General features: G+C 63.1%; 18 protein-coding genes and 1 pseudogene. 14 read left to right on the top strand and 5 right to left on the bottom strand.

All coding sequences use genetic code 11. The annotated features are described in order from the left end of the window. Positions 1 to 9 precede the first annotated feature (9 nt). The 12 genes from C9427_RS23320 (at position 10) to C9427_RS23265 (ending at position 11,966) form a co-directional block, all read left to right on the top strand. Positions 10 to 1,509 carry an efflux transporter outer membrane subunit gene (locus C9427_RS23320; RefSeq protein WP_107651437.1) on the top strand — a complete coding sequence of 500 codons (1,500 nt, stop codon included), beginning with the start codon at positions 10 to 12 and terminating at the stop codon, positions 1,507 to 1,509. A gap of 31 nt (positions 1,510 to 1,540) precedes the next feature. Continuing rightward, complete coding sequence (locus C9427_RS23315) at positions 1,541 to 2,014, top strand: Ros/MucR family transcriptional regulator (protein WP_107651555.1); 474 nt, start codon at positions 1,541 to 1,543, stop codon at positions 2,012 to 2,014. Between the two features lie 423 nt (positions 2,015 to 2,437). Next, entirely contained in the window at positions 2,438 to 3,943 is a 1,506-nt protein-coding gene (locus tag C9427_RS23310; protein ID WP_107651436.1) for a type II and III secretion system protein family protein, read from the top strand. Next, complete coding sequence (locus tag C9427_RS23305) at positions 3,940 to 4,659, top strand: invasion associated locus B family protein (protein WP_107651435.1); 720 nt, start codon at positions 3,940 to 3,942, stop codon at positions 4,657 to 4,659. The genes C9427_RS23310 and C9427_RS23305 overlap by 4 nt, the downstream gene beginning before the upstream one ends. Before the next feature lie 161 nt (positions 4,660 to 4,820). Further along, positions 4,821 to 5,153: an ArsR/SmtB family transcription factor gene (locus tag C9427_RS23300; protein WP_107651434.1), complete on the top strand. Its 333-nt coding sequence runs from the start codon at positions 4,821 to 4,823 to the stop codon at positions 5,151 to 5,153. A gap of 13 nt (positions 5,154 to 5,166) precedes the next feature. Beyond that, a complete protein-coding gene (locus tag C9427_RS23295; RefSeq protein ID WP_097575921.1) occupies positions 5,167 to 5,673 on the top strand; it encodes an arsenate reductase ArsC in 507 nt (168 codons plus the stop codon). Between the two features lie 17 nt (positions 5,674 to 5,690). Beyond that, positions 5,691 to 6,800: an ACR3 family arsenite efflux transporter gene (gene arsB, locus C9427_RS23290; RefSeq protein ID WP_107651433.1), complete on the top strand. Its 1,110-nt coding sequence runs from the start codon at positions 5,691 to 5,693 to the stop codon at positions 6,798 to 6,800. Then, the gene (gene arsC / locus C9427_RS23285) at positions 6,797 to 7,219 is read left to right on the top strand and encodes an arsenate reductase (glutaredoxin) (RefSeq protein WP_107651432.1); all 423 of its coding nucleotides are present in this window, start codon (positions 6,797 to 6,799) and stop codon (positions 7,217 to 7,219) included. Before arsB ends, arsC begins: the two co-directional genes overlap by 4 nt. 69 nt (positions 7,220 to 7,288) lie before the next feature. Further along, positions 7,289 to 7,609 carry an ArsR/SmtB family transcription factor gene (locus C9427_RS23280; RefSeq protein ID WP_107651431.1) on the top strand — a complete coding sequence of 107 codons (321 nt, stop codon included), beginning with the start codon at positions 7,289 to 7,291 and terminating at the stop codon, positions 7,607 to 7,609. A gap of 47 nt (positions 7,610 to 7,656) precedes the next feature. Further along, positions 7,657 to 9,093 carry an NAD(P)-binding protein gene (locus C9427_RS23275; protein ID WP_107651430.1) on the top strand — a complete coding sequence of 479 codons (1,437 nt, stop codon included), beginning with the start codon at positions 7,657 to 7,659 and terminating at the stop codon, positions 9,091 to 9,093. After that, complete coding sequence (gene arsK, locus C9427_RS23270) at positions 9,090 to 10,319, top strand: arsenite efflux MFS transporter ArsK (RefSeq protein ID WP_107651429.1); 1,230 nt, start codon at positions 9,090 to 9,092, stop codon at positions 10,317 to 10,319. Before C9427_RS23275 ends, arsK begins: the two co-directional genes overlap by 4 nt. Before the next feature lie 147 nt (positions 10,320 to 10,466). Then, positions 10,467 to 11,966, top strand: a complete 1,500-nt coding sequence (locus tag C9427_RS23265) for a helicase HerA domain-containing protein (RefSeq protein ID WP_097575911.1) — start codon at positions 10,467 to 10,469, stop codon at positions 11,964 to 11,966. Between the two features lie 390 nt (positions 11,967 to 12,356). Here the strand turns inward: C9427_RS23265 and C9427_RS23260 are convergent, their stop codons facing one another. Next, positions 12,357 to 14,285 (bottom strand): adenylate/guanylate cyclase domain-containing protein, encoded by a 1,929-nt coding sequence (locus C9427_RS23260; protein ID WP_245437154.1) that lies wholly within the window; start codon positions 14,283 to 14,285, stop codon positions 12,357 to 12,359. A gap of 293 nt (positions 14,286 to 14,578) precedes the next feature. After that, positions 14,579 to 14,870 (bottom strand): annotated as a pseudogene (locus C9427_RS34870) (ABC transporter permease); the annotation flags it as partial. A 240-nt stretch (positions 14,871 to 15,110) separates the two neighbouring features. Between C9427_RS34870 and C9427_RS23250 the strand changes: the two are divergent. Beyond that, on the top strand, positions 15,111 to 16,106 hold the full coding sequence (locus C9427_RS23250; protein ID WP_107651553.1) for a hypothetical protein: 996 nt from the start codon (positions 15,111 to 15,113) through the stop codon (positions 16,104 to 16,106). Positions 16,107 to 16,164: 58 nt separating this feature from the next. Here C9427_RS23250 and C9427_RS23245 read toward each other — a convergent pair whose 3' ends face one another. Further along, positions 16,165 to 16,608: an SRPBCC family protein gene (locus tag C9427_RS23245; protein WP_107651428.1), complete on the bottom strand. Its 444-nt coding sequence runs from the start codon at positions 16,606 to 16,608 to the stop codon at positions 16,165 to 16,167. A gap of 108 nt (positions 16,609 to 16,716) precedes the next feature. On the opposite strand from C9427_RS23245, the gene C9427_RS23240 reads away from it, so the two are divergent. Further along, on the top strand, positions 16,717 to 17,865 hold the full coding sequence (locus C9427_RS23240) for an amidohydrolase (protein ID WP_107651427.1): 1,149 nt from the start codon (positions 16,717 to 16,719) through the stop codon (positions 17,863 to 17,865). A 37-nt stretch (positions 17,866 to 17,902) separates the two neighbouring features. Here C9427_RS23240 and C9427_RS23235 read toward each other — a convergent pair whose 3' ends face one another. Both C9427_RS23235 and C9427_RS23230 read right to left on the bottom strand, forming a co-directional pair. Next, positions 17,903 to 18,052: a hypothetical protein gene (locus C9427_RS23235; protein ID WP_107651426.1), complete on the bottom strand. Its 150-nt coding sequence runs from the start codon at positions 18,050 to 18,052 to the stop codon at positions 17,903 to 17,905. 62 nt (positions 18,053 to 18,114) lie between these two features. Further along, positions 18,115 to 19,134, bottom strand: a complete 1,020-nt coding sequence (locus C9427_RS23230; RefSeq protein ID WP_107651425.1) for an LLM class flavin-dependent oxidoreductase — start codon at positions 19,132 to 19,134, stop codon at positions 18,115 to 18,117. Positions 19,135 to 19,374 lie beyond the last annotated feature (240 nt).

Genomic DNA, 19,374 nt, shown 5'->3' with positions numbered 1-19,374 from the left:
GGTCTTCATATGACAGGTTTTGAACGTGGCTTGGTGGCCGCGAGGCGGACGGTCGTGCCGATTTTCACCGCTGTCCTGCTCGCGGGATGCGTCGTCGGTCCGGATTATCAGAAGCCGCTTTTGCCGATGCCGGCGAACTGGAGCGGCCAGAAGCCGGCAAAGGCCGCCAGGCCGGCGCAACTGTCGAAATGGTGGCAGCGGCTGCGCGATCCTCAGCTGAACACGCTGGTCGAGGAAGCGGTTACCGGCAATCTCGATGTCGCTACCGCCAAGGCCAGGATCCGCGAGGCGCGCGCCAGCTATCGCCAGAGCGCCGGCACATTGTTCCCGTCCGCCGACGGCTCGGCGTCCGCCACACGCAACAAGACGGCTGCGACCGCATCGGGCGGAACTGCCAGCGATGCCTACAGTCAATACCAGGCCGGCTTTGACGCCAGTTGGGAACTCGACCTGTTCGGCGCCAACCGCAGAAGCGTCGAGGCCGCGCGCTATGGGATGGACGCCTCCGAGGAGGAGCTGCGCTCGACGCTGCTGACGCTCGTCGGCGACGTGGCGTCCAGCTATGCGCAGGCGCGCGGCTATCAGGCCCGCATTCAGCTCGCCCGGCGCGCAGCCGCCTCGCAAAAGCAAACGGCGGTGCTCACCCGCGCCATGGCGCAAGCCGGCACGGCGACAGCGGCCGATGTCGCCAAGGCGATGGGACAGGCAAGCAGCACCGAGGCAGACGTTCCGTCGTTGGAAGCAGGCTACGCCGAAGCGGTGCATCGCCTTGCAGTGCTCACCGGCCGTCCGCCTTCCGCCTTGAACGAGCGGCTGAGGCGCAGCGCGCCGATTCCCACGCCGCGCCTGCCGATCCCGGCCGGGATTCCGGCCGACATTCTGCTAGCCCGCCCCGACGTGCGCATGGCCGAGCGGCAATACGCGCAATATACCGCCAAGATCGGCCAGGCCGAGGCGGCGCGCTATCCCTCGGTCAGCCTGACGGGAGACATCGACACGTCAGCCTTCAAGCTCGGCGATCTCGGCAAGAACTCCTCGATCGGCTGGTCGTTCGGGCCGACGCTGAGCGTGCCGCTGTTCAATGCCGGTCAGCTGAAGGCGGCCGTCGAGGTCGCCAAAGCCCAGCGCGATCAATATTTCATCGCCTACCAGGCCTCCGTGCTGACGGCGCTCGAGGATGTGGAAAACGCGCTCGTTGCGCTACGCCAGGAGCGCATCAGGAACAGCAAGCTCGCTTCCTCCGCGAAATCCTACGCAGACGCGGCACACCTTGAAGGCGCGCTTTACAAGGCCGGGGAGACAAGCCTTCTCGAGGTGCTGGACGCTGAGCGCTCGCTCTACTCGGCCGAGGACGATCTGCTGCAAAGCCGCATCGCCATCGCCACCGACTACATCGCGCTCAACAAGGCCCTCGGCGGCGGCTGGGACGGCACGATCAATGCAGCCAAGCCCGAGATCGTCGACGTCAAGACTGGTCCGCGCCTGGTGTCGAAGCCTGTAACGCAGTGAACAAATGAACCATCAACCAGAGGAGAGAGAAATGGCTGAGGCCGGCTCAAAAGACACGCTTGTAAAACTCATGGCAAACGTGGTTTCCGCATACGTTTCGAACAACCCCGTTCCTGCAAGCGAACTTCCATCTTTGATCGACCAGATCTACCAGTCTCTGGATTTGCTGCGGTCCGATCCTTCAATCCAAATTGCGGTAGAGCCATTGAAGCCAGCGGTTCCAATCAGGAAATCCGTCACGCCGGATTTCCTGATCTCGCTGGAGAATGGCAAGAAGTTCAAATCCCTGAAGCGTCACCTGCGCGTAAGCTACGGTCTGTCGCCGGACGAGTATCGCGCAAAATGGGGCTTGCCCTCCGACTATCCGATGGTCGCTCCGAACTACGCTGCATCGCGTTCGCTCCTGGCAAAGAAATTCGGCCTGGGACGAAAGCCGCAGCAAACGAAAAGACCTGCTGCCAAAAAAACAAGAGAGAGCAGAACGAGCGTGGCGGAAAGGTTGTGACGATCAGGAGGGCAGGTTCTGTTTAGCTTCGGTCGCGGCTTTGGGCCGACGGCCTGAACAGAACGTGGTGTTCCGGTTGGCAAAGTCTCTACAAATCCCGGGTGACGGTGCGCGCACGCCCGCCTCCCGATTGCCGCACGGTTCCTGATTGCGAGCAGATCTGTCGGCTGGCATCCACCAAAGCATCCTCGGACGGAACCGGAAACGTTTCGTCACAAAAATCGGGTCGGCAGAAACATTCGGATACGTACGGAAATAACCGGGAAAATCACCTAAGTTATCCTAGGCATGGAATCACTTTGTCGCCTGTTCAGAAATTTCTGAAAGGCACGAAAGCGAAGAGCTATGCGTTATCCGGACAAAGCACAAAGAACTGCGAAGCGCTTCTTTTGCTTGCGGAGAACTCATAGAGCGCTTTTGTTAATGTCTCCGCTTGCGCTTGGGTATCTATTTGTAGTGGCGGGCCTACTCACTGCTGACGCAGCGGACCGCAAAACAATAGAGAGCCAGGCACCAAGCGGCGTTAAACGCGTAAAGCTTGGCCTCAACAAGGCTCTGGTTTTGGATATCCCGACGGATGCCAGCGACATTCTGGTCGGGAATCCTTCAGTGGCTGACGCTGTCATGCGTACATCGCGGCGGGTGTATGTCTTTGGCAAGCAGGTCGGTGAGACGAACATCTTCGTGTTCGACGCCAACCAGGAACAAGTTGCCGATATTACCCTGATCGTTGAGCGTGATGTAACAGGCCTGGAAGCTTATCTGAAGCGATTCATTCCCAACTCGAAAATCACTGTCGAGCTTCTGAATGACAATGTTGTGCTGAGTGGAAGCGTCGAAACCCCGATAGACTCCTCGCGCGCTGTCAGCCTCGCAGAAATTTTTGTCAGCGGCGGCGAAGCAACCACCGGTCAGTATTCGCAAACCGCGAGCGGCGGGTCATCTGAAAGCGGGGTAGCGATCGACAACCCCGATAGCGACCGGCGAGAAAGCAAAATCATAAATCTGCTGGCGATATCTGGCGAGGATCAAGTCACTCTGAGGGTGACTGTGGCGGAGGTCAGCCGCGTGGTGATGAAGCAACTGGGCGTGAACCTGAGCGCCTCGGGCACCAGCAATGGCATCAGTTGGGGCGCAGTCAGCGACAACCCCTATGGTCTTGGAAAGGCCCTTTCTGGCTCGGGCGTCAGCATAAGTACCTCGGCACTGGACGCCTCAATCAACGCGATGGAACAAGCCGGCGTCATGAAGACGCTCGCTGAACCGACGCTGACCGCAGTCTCAGGCGAAAAGGCGACTTTCCGGGTTGGTGGGGACTACAACATTGTCAGCAATGCATCGACCAGCGATGGAAAGACCGACTACAGTTTCGAAAAGGTCGAGTACGGTATTGGACTCGAATTTCAGCCTGTGGTCCTCTCCCCCGGCCGTATCAGCCTTAAAATCCGTACCCAGGTGTCCGAGCCCACACTTGAGGGATCTGCATCGACTTCCGGAAGCAGCACAGATGATGGCAGCGGCAGCAAAAGCTACACGCCAGGCTCAAACATCCTGTCCATTCGCAAACGTCTTGCCGACACGACAGTCGAACTGCCGTCCGGTGGTTCGATGATGATAGCAGGCCTGGTTCGCGACGACGTTCGCCAGGCGGTTAGCGGATACCCTGGACTTTCAAAAATCCCGGTGCTGGGCACGCTGTTTCGAAGCCGGGACTTTGTGCGCAATGAAACAGAACTCGTAATTATTGTGACGCCATACCTGGTGCGTCCAGTGCCTGCCAATGAACTGTCGAAGCCAGATGATAATTTCAGTGCCGCGGGTGACGAGGCTGCAATGTTCATGGGCCAGGTGAACAGACTATACGGTGGGGGTGATGCCAAAGCGCCTGATCAGAAATACCATGGGACGATCGGGTACATCTACAAATGAGGGCCGGAACGACGGTGACGCGGCTCGGCCAGTCGTGGCATCCCGGCAGGAAAGCTGAAGTGATGTCGTGCCCTTGGCTATTAAGACGCTTCCTGGCCTGTAGTGTCTTGCTTGCTGTTTCATGCCTGACCGTCTCCGCGCGGCAAGGCGGCACTGATGGCGGCGAGAGACACGGTGGGGATTGGCTTCTCGTTCAAGCGCCTGTCAATAACCAACGCGGCCCAGCAGGCGGTCAGGACACACCGGTAACGCCGCAGGGCACTCCGATACTACCAAATGGGGCTACGTCCATCTCCGAAGTCTACGGCGCATGGACTGTCCAGTGCAGGGTTGTCAGCAACAAAAAGCTCTGCACATTGAACCAGGTTTTGGCGAACCAGAAAACGGAACAAGTTGGGTTTGCAATAGACCTATTCCCATCAGAAGGCAGTGTGTTAGGCCATGTTCTGTTGCCCCTGGGGATACGGCTCGCGGATGGGCTGGTGTTGCAGGTCGACAAGCATGATCCTGCCTCAAAGCTTCAGTTCACCCATTGCGTCGCGGCAGGATGTATTGCCGCAGTGCAATTCAACCATGCCGACACCAAGACGCTGGAAGCCGGAACAACGCTCGCCGCGCGGGTTACGGTCGAAACCAGCGGCCAGCCACTCACCCTTCAAATTTCACTTGTCGGTTTTGGGGCGGCATTGGCGCGTACATCGCAATTGCAGCGATAGCTTCCCGCACGCGCGGCGGCTTCTCAGGCTCAGGCTGAGAATCGTCTCCCCTATTTACGGACTGGGCAAAATCTGGATATTTGGATCGGGGTCGCTTGCCTGCCGTCATCCAGCTGTCATATGTTGGCGCTAAATATCCTTAACTCTGGATGTATAGATACATGGACAAGAAAGCCGCTCTCCTTGCATTGGCAGCGCTCGGTCAGGACACCAGGCTGGAAGTCTTTCGCCTGCTGGTTCGGGCGGGCGCGGCCGGCATGCCGGCCGGCGAGGTCGCTTCGCGGCTCGATGCGGTGCAGAATACGATGTCGGCGCATCTGAAGGTGCTGGACCATGCCGGCCTCGTCCGCGCCGAGCGCGAGGGCCGGACGATCCGCTACGTCGCCGACATGACCGGCTTTCGCGATCTGCTTGCCTATCTGATGGAAGATTGCTGCAACGGCGCGCCGGAGCTGTGCCGGCCCGTCATTCAAGCTGTCACTTGCGAATGTTGAAGGAGGATGTGTGATGAGCGAGCCATATAATGTTCTTTTTCTCTGCACCGGCAATTCGGCACGGTCGATCCTTGCCGAAGCGATCCTCAATCGTGTCGGAGCCGGCAAGTTTAGGGCATATTCGGCCGGATCGCACCCGAAAGGAGAGGTCCATCCGTTCGCCCTTCAGCTTTTGAAAACCCTCAATCACGATACGTCCTTCGCCCGTTCGAAAGACTGGCAGGAATTCGCCGTTGCCGGCGCGCCGGAGATGAACTTCGTCTTCACGGTCTGCGACAACGCGGCCAATGAATCCTGTCCGGTCTGGCCGGGCCAGCCGATGACGGCGCATTGGGGCGTGCCCGACCCGGCCGCCGTCGAAGGCACCGACGCCGAAAAGCATCTGGCTTTCGCCGAGGCCTATCGCATGCTCAACAACCGGATTTCGATCTTCGTCAGCCTGCCGATGAACAAGATCGACAAGCTCGCCCTGCAGAAGCGGCTCGATGAAATCGGCCGCAATCTGCCGAAGGTCGGCTGAGGAAGGAAGATCGTATCGTGACGGATCATGCTCTGAATACAGGCGATGTGCCGCGTCCCGGCATTGGCTTCGTCGAGAAATATCTGACGGTCTGGGTGGCCTTATGCATCGTCGCGGGTGTGGCGCTCGGCCACCTACTGCCGGGCCTGTTCGGCGCGATCGCGGCGGCGGAGGTCGCGAAGGTCAACCTTCCCGTGGCCGTGCTGATCTGGTTGATGATCGTTCCGATGCTTCTGCGGGTCGATTTCGGTTCGCTTGCCAAGGTCGGAACCTATTGGCGTGGTATCGGCGTGACGCTGTTCATCAACTGGGCCGTGAAACCGTTCTCCATGGCGCTGCTCGGCTGGCTCTTCGTCGGCTGGCTGTTCCGGCCCTTGCTGCCCGAGGCGCAGATCGATTCCTATATTGCCGGGCTGATCATTCTCGCCGCCGCCCCATGTACGGCCATGGTGTTCGTATGGTCGAACCTGACGCGCGGCGAGCCGAATTTCACGCTTTCGCAGGTCGCGCTGAACGATGCGATCATGATTGTCGCATTCGCGCCCATTGTCGGATTGCTGCTCGGTCTTTCGGCAATCACCGTGCCCTGGGGCACGCTGGTGCTGTCCGTCGCGCTTTACATTGTGCTGCCGGTCATCGTCGCGCAACTCGCTCGTGCCCGGCTGCTGGCGACGAAGGGGCAGGCCGCGCTCGATGCGCTTCTCGCCAGGATGCAGCCTTGGTCGCTGTTCGCGCTGCTGGCGACGCTGGTGCTGCTGTTCGGCTTTCAGGGCGAGCAGATCATCGCCCAGCCGCTGGTGATCGCGCTGCTGGCGGTGCCGATCCTGATCCAGGTCTATTTCAACTCCGGACTTGCCTATCTCCTCAACCGCGTGTCCGGCGAGCGGCACTGCGTCGCCGGGCCATCCGCCCTCATCGGCGCGTCGAACTTCTTCGAACTGGCCGTGGCCGCCGCGATCGCGCTGTTCGGACTGAACTCGGGCGCCGCGCTGGCAACGGTTGTCGGCGTGCTTATCGAGGTGCCCGTCATGCTGTCGGTCGTGTGGATCGTGAACCGAAGCAGGGGCTGGTACGAGCAGGGCGCCGCAGTCAGGAACACGATGTCGACGGAAAAGGCCGAGCAATGACAATCACCATCTATCACAACCCCGGCTGCGGCACCTCGCGCAACACGCTCGCTATCATCCGGCAGTCCGGCGAAGAGCCGGAGGTGATCGAGTATCTGAAAAACCCGCCATCGCGCGAGCGGCTGGTCGAGCTCATCGCGGCGATGGGGATGGCGCCGCGCGAATTGCTGCGCGAGAAGGGCACGCCCTACGCCGAACTTAATCTCGGCGACCCGAAGTGGAGCGACGATGAGATCGTCGACTTCATGCTGGCGCATCCGATCCTGATCAACCGGCCGATCGTGGTGACGCCGCTCGGCACCATTCTGGCGAGGCCTTCGGAAGCGGTTCTCGACATCCTGCCCAATGCGGATATCGGGCCGTTCACCAAGGAGGACGGCGAAGTGGTGATCGATGCGTCGGGGCGGCGCCTCATCTGAATTCTAATATTTCGAGAATCCTGGAAATAGCGCTTGACGGCACGCACCGGCAGGCGCTAGCGTACTTCCATGAAACTCGAACAAGCAGCAAAACAGCTTGAGGCGCTTGGCAATCCGACGCGGCTCAACCTCTATCGCGCGCTGGTCAGGGCAGGCGAGGCCGGGCGACCGGTCGGATATCTGCAAGAGACGCTCGGCATCGCCGCGTCGACCCTGTCGCATCATCTCCACCGGCTCATCCTGACCGGCCTGGTCACCCAGGAACGGCAGGCAACGACACTGATCTGCCGCGCCAATTATCCCGTCATGAACGAGCTCCTCGGTTTTCTCGCCGATGAATGCTGCGTCGACGCCGCATGCGGCCCGGCCTCCAGCGAGGCGGCCGCATAATTTTTTGCCCAATATTTCCATGATCCTAGAAAGATGGAAGGTACGCCATGGTTCTCGACAGCAATCTCCCGGTCGCCATCATCGGCGGCGGACCGGTTGGCCTGGCCGCGGCCGCCCAACTCATCAGCCGCGGTCTCCCGGTCAAGGTCTATGAGGCCGGATCAGCGGTCGGGTCGAACCTCTCGGACTGGGGCCATGTCCGGGTTTTCACGCCATGGCGCTATTGCGTCGACGCGGTCGCCCGAAAACTTCTCGAAAGCCATGGCTGGCCGATGCCGGAGCCGGAGGCATTCCCCACGGCCAACGAGATCGTCGAACACTATCTCGCTCCGCTCGCCCGGCTTGCCGAACTGGCGCCGTCGATCGAGACCAATGCCCGTGTCGCCGCCGTTTCCCGCTGGGGCGCCGACAAGGTTTTGAGCAAGGGGCGCGAACAAAAACCCTTCATGCTTGTGGTCGAGACAGCACATGGCCAGCGACGCGACATGGCTCGCGCGGTCATCGATGCCTCCGGCACATGGCGGACGCCGAACCCGCTCGGCGCCGGCGGTATTGCAGCCGAAGGCGAGGTCGAGTTCGGCGACCGGATTGCCTATGGCATACCGGATGTCCTCGGCCGGGACCGTCACCTCTACGCGGGCCGTACGACATTGGTGGCCGGTTCCGGCCATTCCGCCGCCAATGCGTTGCTGGACCTGGCCAGGCTGGCGCAAGCCGAACCGGGCACCTCGGCACTCTGGGTGACGCGCGGCGCCGATCTTGTGCGCATCTATGGCGGGGGCGATGCCGACGCCTTGCCGGCGCGGGGCGAGCTCGGTTCAGATACACGTGATCTCGTCGAGAGCGGCCGCGTCCGGCTGGCGACGGGCTTTGCTACCGTTGCCATCCGTGAGGTCGACGGCCGCCTGATGGTCGAGGGGCAGACGAAGGACGGATTGCGCACGCTCGGTCCCGTCGACCGGATCATCGCCGCGACAGGCCAACGTCCCGACCTCGCCTTGACCCGGGAGCTTCGGCTGGACCTCGATCCGTGGCTCGAAAGCGTCAAGGCGCTCGGCCCGCTCATCGATCCCAACGAGCATTCCTGCGGCGACGTGCCTCCGCATGGGCACCGTGAGCTCAGCCATCCGGAACAGGATTTCTATACGGTCGGGATCAAGAGCTATGGCCGGGCGCCGACCTTCCTGCTGCTGACGGGCTACGAGCAGGTCCGCTCGGTGGCAGCGGCGATCGCCGGCGACATGGCGGCGGCCGATGCCGTGCACCTGTCGTTGCCCGAGACCGGCGTTTGCGTGGTGCCGGTATCTGTTTCAAACACTTCATCGCAAGGTTGCTGCGGCGGGCCGGCGCCGGCGGCGGTCGATGCCTGCTGCGTCGCGGACGCCGAGGCAAAGGCGGGCGGCAAGGCTGGATGCGGCTGTGGCAACACGCAAGCCATCGTCGCGGCGCGCAGCAGCGAACAGGTCATGGATGCCGCTCGATGATCGACCGGAAGATCCCGACTGCCGCGCTGTGGGCATTGGGGCTGACGCAGATCATCGGCTACGGCACGCTCTATTACAGTTTCAGCATCCTGGTGCCATCCATAGCACTCGAGTTCGCCTGGCCGGAGCAATGGGTTTTCGGCGCCCTCTCGGCCTCGCTGTTGGCGGGTGGGCTTTTTGCTCCCACTGCCGGGCGTTGGGCCGATCGCTTCGGTGCCGGCCGCATCATGACCTTCGGCTCGGTTGCCGCGGCGGTATCGCTTGTTGCCTGCGCGGCAGCACCCGGACGGGTGACCTTCGTGCTGGCGCTGATGGCCATGGAACTGGCGTCCGCCTTCGTGCTCTACAGTGCGGCTTTCGTCGCGATCGTCCAGATCGGCGGAGCCAAGGCGCAGCGCAGCATCACCCATCTGACGCTGATCGCCGGTTTCGCCTCGACGCTGTTCTGGCCGCTGACGGCGACGCTGCACCAATATCTCACCTGGCGCGAGGTCTACCTGGTCTTTGCCGTCATGAATGTCGCTATCTGCCTTCCCATCCATGCCTGGCTGGCGCGGTTGTCGCATCGGACAGATGAAAGCGCATCGCCCGCTTCAGTGGCCGTGGGGCCGGCAGGCGGCGCGGCGTTCAACCCGCCCAACCGCGCCAGAGTGTTTCTGCTCATGCTCGGCGGTTTCGCGGTCGAGGGTTTTGTGCTGTCCTCGATCCTTGTTCACATGGTACCGCTGACCACGGCGCTCGGGCTTGGCTCGGCCGGGCTAGTGGTGACCACGCTTTTCGGCCCGTCCCAGGTGGCAAGCCGGCTGATCAACATGCTGTTCGGTGGTCGGCTGGCGCAACGCTGGCTCGCGGTCATCGGCGCGACATTGCTGCCGCTTGGCCTTGTCGTCCTGCTGGCGACGACACCGTCGGTGGCTGGCGCCATCGCCTTCGTCATCCTGTTTGGATTGGGCTCTGGCCTCGCCAGCATCGTCGGCGGCACGCTGCCGCTGGAACTGTTCGGCCGGGAGCGCTATGGCGCCCGGCTTGGCTGGGTGACCGCCGCGCGTCAGTTTTCCTCGGCGCTTGCGCCTTTTGCCCTCGCCATGGCCATGGCAGGCATGGGCGTCCATGCCTCGCTCTGGCTGACTGCGGTGGTTGGCATGCTTGGTATTCTGGCCTTCTCGGCGATCGTGCTGCTCAGGCGGCAGCCTCTCGCGCCCGTAATGCTTACGACAGCGAACTGACATCGCCCCATCACGATCTGCCGAAGCGGATGCGGCGCTCTGGCATCAGCAGCGTCCAGCCTGTGCGCAGACGGAAGCTGTCGGCCATGAGTGCTCGACGGGCTGCGATCGGGTTGATAAGCCCTCTCGGCCAAGGAGAGTCGAGACATGACCGTTGCGATCGAGATGGGGCAAACGACCGCGGGCGCCCCGGCGGCCCTGGACCTTGAGGAGTTGCTGGCGACCCGCCTGCTGGTGCAGGGCAATTCGGGCTCCGGCAAATCGCATCTTTTGCGCCGGCTGCTGGAGCAGAGCGCGCCCTGGGTGCAGCAGACCATCATCGATCCCGAAGGCGACTTCGTGTCGCTGGGCGAGCGTTTCGGCCATCTGGTGATCGATGCCGAGGAGCACACCGAGCGCGGCCTGCAAAGCGCCGGCGAGCGGGCGCGCATCCATCGCGTCTCGACGGTGCTCAATCTCGAAGGACTCGACGCCGAGAACCAGATGCGGCGCGCCGCCGCCTTCCTTGGCGGGCTGTTCGAGGTCGCCCGCGACCACTGGTATCCGATGCTGGTGGTGGTGGACGAGGCGCAACTGTTCGCGCCGGCAGTCGCGGGCGAGGTTTCGGACGAGGCGCGCAAGCTTTCGCTCGGCGCCATGACCAATCTGATGTGCCGTGGCCGCAAGCGCGGGCTTGCCGGGATCATCGCCACCCAGCGGCTGGCCAAGCTCGCCAAGAACGTCGCGGCCGAGGCTTCCAACTTCCTCATGGGCCGGACCTTTCTCGATATCGACATGGCCCGCGCGGCCGATCTTCTCGGCATGGAGCGGCGGCAGGCGGAGGCCTTTCGCGACCTGGAGCGCGGGCACTTCATGGCGCTCGGCCCGGCGCTGTCGCGCCGTCCGCTCGGCGTGCGCATCGGCCCGACGGACACAAGTCCGCGCAATGGCACCCCGCGCCTGATGCCGCTGCCGGAATCGGCACTTGAGGACGCGCGCGCGATCATCCTGGCCGCCCCGCCGCCGGAAACTGTCCGGCCGCAGCGCCGGTCGTCACCGGACCTGCTCGACCAACTGATGGCGGCGAAGTCGGCGGCGCTGGAGATCCGCCCCGAACCGGTGGAGGCGCCGGTCAGCGCCGAGGATCTGGCGGAGCGGCGCGAGCGAGTCGACCGGGTCCTGCGCGCCATACTGGCGCAGCCCGATGCGGGGTTCCGTGTCATCGGCGTGCTCTATCAGGAGTTCGTGGTCCGCTGCCGGATCGAGGGCCTCGCCTCGGCCGTGCCGGACCTGCCGGAGTTCCGCCGCATGCTGACGCGGGCGCGGGCCGGCCTCGGCTCCGACATGGCGGGGGATGACGCCTGGCAGGATGTCTCGGTGCGCGCCTCGCTTTTGCCCGAGGACATGCAGGGCGTGTTCATGATGATCGCGCGCGCGGCGAAGGAGGGCTGGCCTTGCCCGAGCGATGCGGCGATCGCCCGCGCCTATGGCTCGCACTCGCTGCGCCGGGCCCGGCGTCTTTTGACCTATATCGAGGAACAGGGGCTGATCGTCTGCCAGCTCGACGGGACCGGCCGGCGGACGGTGACGCTGGTCGAATTGGCCTGGGCAACGGCGCCGGGGGATCCTAATGCGGAGGCGGCGGAGCAGGGGAGTTTGGCGGTGTGAGGGGGCGTAGTAAAAAATGTCCTCAAGCCGTGGCTATAGCCAAACGGCAAATGTAGCGCCAAAGCTTGTTTCGCGCCATGAGGGCGGCCTGCGCACCGACTTCCAATGTCTTGTTTGGGGCCGAATGCTGACTGGCAGCTTTGAGGTTCGGATCATAAAAAGCGGACCTTCGGGCCCCCGCGAGTACCGACGTGATCTGACCCAAACCGGCGCGCTTGCAGAGCCGATTGGGCGGCTCGTAAGCGGATGTTGACTGGAACCAGCGACTTTGCCGCGTTCTTGTCGCTCCAATTGAAATCGGCTACGGCACTAGGTGACCCCGCTCCAGTCGTTGCCAAAGCCGTGGGCTTCTCCAAGCCGCCGATCAGCGGCATGGGAGTGGCATGTCCCTTAGCCTGCTTGAGCGCGGTGAACGTCCAGGCGGGGCGATGCTGACGTCGCGACTTTGCCAAGCTGGAAGACCTCCGTCGCTTCGCCGCGCCCCCGCAACCTGTGCTTGCCCGCCGGGATCGTTTCGAACTTTTCGTCGAGCCGCGACGCGGTCTCGCCGGAAATCGCGATGGCGGTCGCGGCATCCGGTTCGAGCTGCTTGCCGAGATCCTGCAGCCGCTGGCTGACGTTCACGGTGTCGCCGACTATCGTATAGTTGACGCGGTCGGATGCGCCAATGTTGCCGACGATGACGGAGCCCGTATGGATGCCGATGCGGACATGAAGCGGAGGCCGGCCTTCGCCGGCCGCTTCCAGATTGTCTTTCTCCAGCTCCTCGCGAATGGCCGCGGCGGCGCGGACGGCCGCGGCGGGATGGCCCTTCAGACGGTCCGGCGCGCCGAAGAATGCCAGCATGCCGTCGCCCAAGAACTTGTCAACCGTACCGCCATGCGTGTCGACCGCGCGGCACAGGATTTCAAAATGATGGTTGAGGAGCCTGGCCGCAGCGGCAGCGTCCATCCGCTCCGACAGCGTAGTGAAACCGGCGATATCGGTGAACATGACAGTGACGACCGCCTCGCGCGGTTCGGCGATGCCGATCTCTCCGGTGCGCACCAGCTTGGCCACCAGCGAGCGCGGAATATAGGTCGAGAATGCACGCAGACCGATCAGCATAGCATTGAAGGCCGAAGCCTGGTTGTCCAACTCCAGCACCCTGCTGCGCGGCAGCGGGGTCACGCCGTCGAGATTGAAATCGGCGACGCGCGTGGCCTGGCCGGCGATCGCCTGGATCGGTCGCGACAGGCGCCTGCCAAGCAGGATCGCGACTATGACCGCCACGGCCATCGCCCCAAGACCGAGCAGGGCCGATCCCATGACGCGCTCGATCTCGTCGCTGATCTGGCTGGTCTCGAAATACGCGCCGAGCGTCCAGGGCTCGTCGCCATAGCCTGCGATCTTGCGGGTAATGGCGATGTACGTGGTGTCGCCGCTCCACTCGGACGCATTGTCCACGCTGGGGTCGATCTCGGCGATTTCTATGTCGCGGGCGTGGCGCGTGTCGAACTGCCGCTCTACCTTGCGCGAGCTATATGCGGCCAATACCGGATCGCCATACGTGGCCAGCGGCGTCAGTGGCAGGACGCCATTTTTCAGAGCGTCGGGATCGGCCAGCCTTTGGTCGGCGAGCACGCGATCTTCGCCATCGAGAATGAAGGCATGCGTGCCAAATCGCGATGACAGTTCCCGCGTGATATCGGACAGTTTCTGCAATTCGACCGCCGCGATCACCCAGGCCTGCGTCACGCCATCACGTGCCAGCGGCACGGAGACATGCGCGTACAGGCCGAACTCGTTGGCCACGAACGCACCCCATTGGCGTCCGTCGACCTGTCTGCGTTGCTCGAGGGCGGCGCGGACTTGGGACGACTTCTCGGGCTTGGCCGGAAAATGCTCGATCGCGCCCGTTGAAACGTTGTCTTCGACGGACCGCGCGGCGCCGCGGCAGACGAGGTCGGGGGTGCAGATCAGCATCGCCTCGATCCCCGAAGAGGCAGCCAGAGCACCGGCAACGGCTGCAGACATCGCCTCGTCGTCGATCCGGAACTCGCCCTGGGCATACAGCTGCGCGATGCCGTCCACCGCGTTCTCGGCGTTTCCCATCTCGGCGCGCAGCGAGTCCTCCATCGCATCGATCAGGAGTGTCGACTGGGCGCCGAGCAAGTCGAACGTGTTGCGAAAATTGGCGCCGACCGACAATGCGAGCACGCCGCCGACCGACAAGAATACGAGGCTGCCAAAACTCAACGCCATGATGACTGCAATGGGGATGCGACGCCGCTTCTTCTCGGGGCGGACCAGACGCACTGGTTGTGCGGAGGTGCTCATGCAGCCAATGTCGCAATGCGCCACCGAATTGCAAGCCCGGTGACGGCTTTAAAGAGAGGGCGCGCCCCGAATGCACGAGCCTCCTTGCTTCGGTGCCTAATGCATCAACCGAATGTCCACTCAATTTCTGCTCATGGCGCGACCGCGACTTCCAGAGAGGTCGCCGGTTATGTCCGCTTCCGGGCGGTGGCAATGCTGACCTTAACGGCCGAAACGCGGCGCGAAGCTGCCGTTCCCGCCTTGGAAGACGTGCGGCCGTTTCGGATCAGAACCTGCCGTTGCCAGCGCCTTCCCTACCTCTCCTCCACAATCCGTAAATACGCCGCCGTCACGAACAGCACGATCAGGTCGAACAAAATCCGCCGCGCGCCTTCGGGCATCTGCGGAATGATCAGCAGCGTCTTCAGCACGGTGAGGATCAGCGCCCCGATGATGGGTGCCGGTGAAGCCGCCGCGGCCGCCGAAGATCGATGTGCCGCCGATCACGGCGACGGCCACCGAAGGCAGCACCAGAGGTTCGGCCAGCGACGGCGATGGCGCTGTGATCAGGCCGACATAGAGCGGGCCGGTGACGCCGGCGAGAACTCGCGGTGAAGCTCACCGCTGGACACTCACAACGCTGCGAGGGCCATCATGTTGGAGTGTGGTCATGCCTTCGTGGCCTATGCCGCGTCGACCTGCCGCCACGGTCCGTCCTGCACGTTTCCTGGCGGGTGCTGAACAAGATGTGTTTCGCCTGATGGCGCGAGGCCATTTATGATCGATTCGCGGGTGGCAGCACCCGCAAGGGAATCGCAAAACGGCTTTGACAGGAGAATTGACCCGGTGCGGGTAAGATCTGTCCCTCTCATCCTCAGCCTTTTCGTCGCCGTCATCGCCTTGACGGTGTCGGCCCGATCCTTTGCCGCCTTGCAAGGATCCGATGTTCCGGCCTGGCTAAAGGCGCATGTCGGCGACGGCGAAGGCCAGATCGCGCAAGTGGTACTGGAGAGGGCACGCGCGCTCTATCTGAAGAAAATCGGCGAAGGCGCCGTCAAGAATCCCTGCTATTTCGCCATGGATGCGACACGCCCCGGCGATCTGGGCAATGGCGTGCTCGGGCGCCGCTATTACGTCATCTGCGAGGCCAGCCGGTCGTTCCGCGCGGTCTCTGCGGGTCACGGCGGCGGCCGCAATTTGAAAGGCGTCGTCGATTTCGCCAATGGCAGACGCTGCGCGAAGAATTTCGGCAATGCGATGGATTCGGAACTGACGGCCGGCGGGGCCTATGTGACCGGCGAGACGAAGACGTCGTTCAAAGGCTATTATCGCACAGGGGCGAAACAGGACGCGGTTTTTCTGCGCGCGTTCGTGCAGTTTGACGGCGAGGGCGAGGCCGCGAATGCCAGGCAGCGGGCAATCGGCGGGCACGTGGCCGAGGTGTTGAGGGGGATGTGCCTGCGGAAAAATCCGAACAGCCCCTACGCCAACCATGACGGTTTCGTCCCGGCCGGCAGGCTGGTGAACTACGCCGCCGGCCGCAGCAATGGCTGCACGAGCTGGTCGCCGGCGGACGCTGAGCAGATCATTCCGATGATGAAGGACAGCCCGACGACGCTCTACATCTACCCTGAATCACGCGACATCGCCGCCGTCGCGAAGACAGTGGCGAGCGGTGGTTCGCCGTCGGGCACCGGACCTTATTGGAATGCATCCTGCCTGAAGGAGATCGGCGCTCCGAAATTCTGGCCGGGAAAGACCCTCGAGCCGATCATCGCCCGGTACAAGAAGGATCACCCGGCGGCGCCGCCACGGCCCGTGCCGATCTGCACGGAGCCGTGAGTCTTGTCGCGTGCACAGCCGCGCCCGGCATGCGCGATGCGGCCGTGGCCCCACAGTTCTACTGGTTGATCTCGGGTTCGACGAGCCTTGCCAGGTTTCTGAGCGACTCCTGCCAGCCGAGATAGCAAGCCTCGGCCGGAATGGCGTCTGGAATGCCTGCCTGCGTGATATCGACTTCCGTGCCGACCGAAACTTTCTTCAAGGTCACGGTCACCTGCATTTCGCCGGGCAGGTTGGGATCGTCGAACTTGTCGGTGTAGCGCAGGCGCTCGCTGGGAACGAGCTCGGCATACTCGCCGCCGAAGGCGTGGCTGTCGCCCGTCGTGAAGTTGCGGAAGGACATTTTGAAGGTGCCGCCGACTTTCGCGTCGAGGTGATGAACCGTGCAGGTGAAGCCGTTCGGCGGAAGCCACTTTGCCAGCGCGTCGCCTTCGAGGAACGCGCGGTAGACCTTCTCCGGGCTGGTCGCCAGAACGCGGTGCAAACGTACAGTGCTTGGCATATCGTATGTCCTTTCTGATTGCGTATCGATGCCCTAAGGACGAACAGGGCCTGGCAATCCCGACACACGCTCCCAGATTTTTTGCAGCACAAGCGGAGTCCTAGAAACGTGACCCTGACCAATCGAGACATTGTCGAGCTTACGGCATGGCGGCGCAAGCTGCACCAGCAGCCGGAAATCTCGAATGAGGAGGAGAAGACCGCGGGCGAAGTCGTCGATTTCCTCGCCGATACGAGGCCGGACAAGGTGCTGACCGGACTGGGAGGGCATGGCGTGGCGGCGGTGTATGACAGCGGTCAGGCAGGGCCGACGGTGCTGTTCCGCTCGGAGCTCGATGCCTTGCCGATTCATGAGCTTTCGGGCGTGCCGCATTCATCGCTGGTGCCGGGAAAGTCGCATATGTGCGGCCATGACGGGCATACCGCGATCCTTGCGGCACTGGGCCGGCAGCTTGGGCGCGAAAGGCCCGCCCGCGGCCGCGTCGTGCTGATGTTCCAGCCGGCGGAAGAAACCGGCAATGGCGCCGCCGGCGTCGTCGCCGATCCGCGCTTCGGCGAGATCGCGCCGGATTTCGCCTTCTCGCTGCACAATCTGCCGGGCGTGCCGTTCGGCGAGGTGCGGGTCAAAACCGGCGTGGTCAATTGCGCGTCACGCGGCATGCGCATCATGCTGGAGGGCAAGACCGCGCATTCGTCCATGCCCGAAACCGGCGTCTCGCCAATGATGGCGATCAGCCAGCTGATGCCGGCGCTGCCCGCGCTCGGGCACGGAACCTTCGCCGACGACGATTTCAGCATGGTGACCGTCACCCATGCGCTGATGGGTGAAGCCGTGTTCGGCATTGCGCCCGGCCAGGCGCATGTCTGGGCGACACTGCGCACCCGGCGCGACGACCGTATGGCGGAGCTTGTCGCCGCGGCGGAAGCGCTGGCCGCGAAGATCGCCGGCGAGCACCATCTTTCCGTCCGCTGCGACTATCACGAGATATTCGTTGCCAGCGTCAACGCGCCGGATGCGGTGGAGCATCTCAACCGCGCGCTCGACGAAGAAGGCGTGCCGCGCACCGAGGACAGCCTGCCGATGCGCGCTTCGGAGGATTTTGGCGTCTTCGGCCACAGCGCGGCGTCCGCCATGTTTTTCCTCGGCGCCGGCGAGCGGTACCCTGCGCTGCACAATCCCGACTATGACTTTCCCGACGATCTGATACCGATCGGATCAAGAGTATTCATGCGCACGGCGCGCAATCTGCTGGGATGAGCGGCTGACGCGGAACATCGACGTTCCTGAAATTGTTCTAATGGCGCTTGAAGTACTGAACCTCGCGCTCATGCTTCTCGGCGGCTTCCCGCGATTTGAACGTGCCGAGGTTTCTGCGCTTGTGCGTCCTGGGATCGACCTTGCGGGAATAGAGGCGGTGCTCACAGGACTTCAGCTTGCGGATCATGGCAACCTCCTATGCCCCTATAATCCTTGCGGGCCGCACCGGTTCCATGCACGCCCGGGCAGTCAGCGCCACCCCAATGCCGGGGCCACGTGGGTCAGGATCGCCTCGATGACGTGGGCGTTGTAATCCACGCCGAGCTGGTTCGGCACGGTGAGCAGCAGCGTATCGGCCTCCGCAATGGCCTCGTCGCCCCTCAACTGCTCGATGAGGACGTCCGGCTCGGCGGCATAGCTGCGGCCGAAGACGGCGAGTTTTTCGGGCTCGATGTAACCGAAGTGATCCTGGCTATCGCTGCTGCCGAAATAGGCGCGGTCGCGATCGTCGACCAAAGCGAAGATGCTGCGGCTTACCGACACGCGCGGCTCGCGCGGATGTCCGGCCTCCTTCCAGGCGGCGCGGAAGCCGCGGATCTGCTCGGCCTGCTGGATGTGGAACGGCTTGCCGCTCTCGTCGAATTTGAGGGTGGAACTCTGCAGGTTCATCCCCAATTTTGCGGCCCACTCCGCCGTCGCGTTGGTGGCGGCGCCCCACCAGATCCGCTCGCGAAGCCCTTCGGAGTGAGGCTCGAGGCGCAGCAGGCCGGGCGGGTTCGGGAACATCGGCCGCGGGTTCGGCTGGGCGAAGCCTTTGCCCTGGAGAATATCGAGGAAAACGCTGGTGTGACGACGCGCCATGTCGGCGTCGCTTTCGCCCTCCGCCGGCGCGTAGCCGAAGTAGCGCCAGCCGTCGATGACCTGCTCGGGCGAGCCACGGCTGATGCCGAGCTGGAGGCGCCCGCCGGCGATCAGATCGGCGGCACCCGCATCCTCGGCCATATAGAGCGGGTTCTCATAGCGCATGTCGATCACCGCGGTGCCGATCTCGATGCGGCTGGTCCTGGCGCCGACCGCGGCCAGCAGCGGGAACGGTGACGAGAGCTGGCGGGCGAAGTGGTGCACGCGAAAATAAGCGCCGTCGGCGCCAAGCTGCTCGGCGGCGACGGCGAGCTCTATGGATTGCAGCAGCATGTCGGAGGCGGAGCGCGTTTGCGACTGGTTCGAGGGGGTCCAGTGTCCGAACGACAGAAAGCCGATTTTCTTCATGATTGGGTCCGCGTCAGCTTGAGAGGTTTGTGTCATCTAGTGATGAAACCGTCGGTTCGCCATGCGAAAACCAATCTCGGTCCAGACGCCCATGGTTCACTGAACACATTTTGGCTGTAACGCGAAGTGGCTAGCCGGGCCTGGCGATTTGCTTCTATCAGCAGTGCAATCGCATATGACGCTCCCCCTCTCCGTCTCGGAGAGGGGGCCGGCGCTGCCATGTGCGATTGCTCTGCTTCC

The organism is Mesorhizobium helmanticense (assembly GCF_003034915.1).
GTDB classification, from domain to species: Bacteria; Pseudomonadota; Alphaproteobacteria; order Rhizobiales; family Rhizobiaceae; genus Mesorhizobium; species Mesorhizobium helmanticense.
Note: the sequence above shows the minus strand (reverse complement) of the source record. Positions and strands in the feature narration are given on the sequence as shown.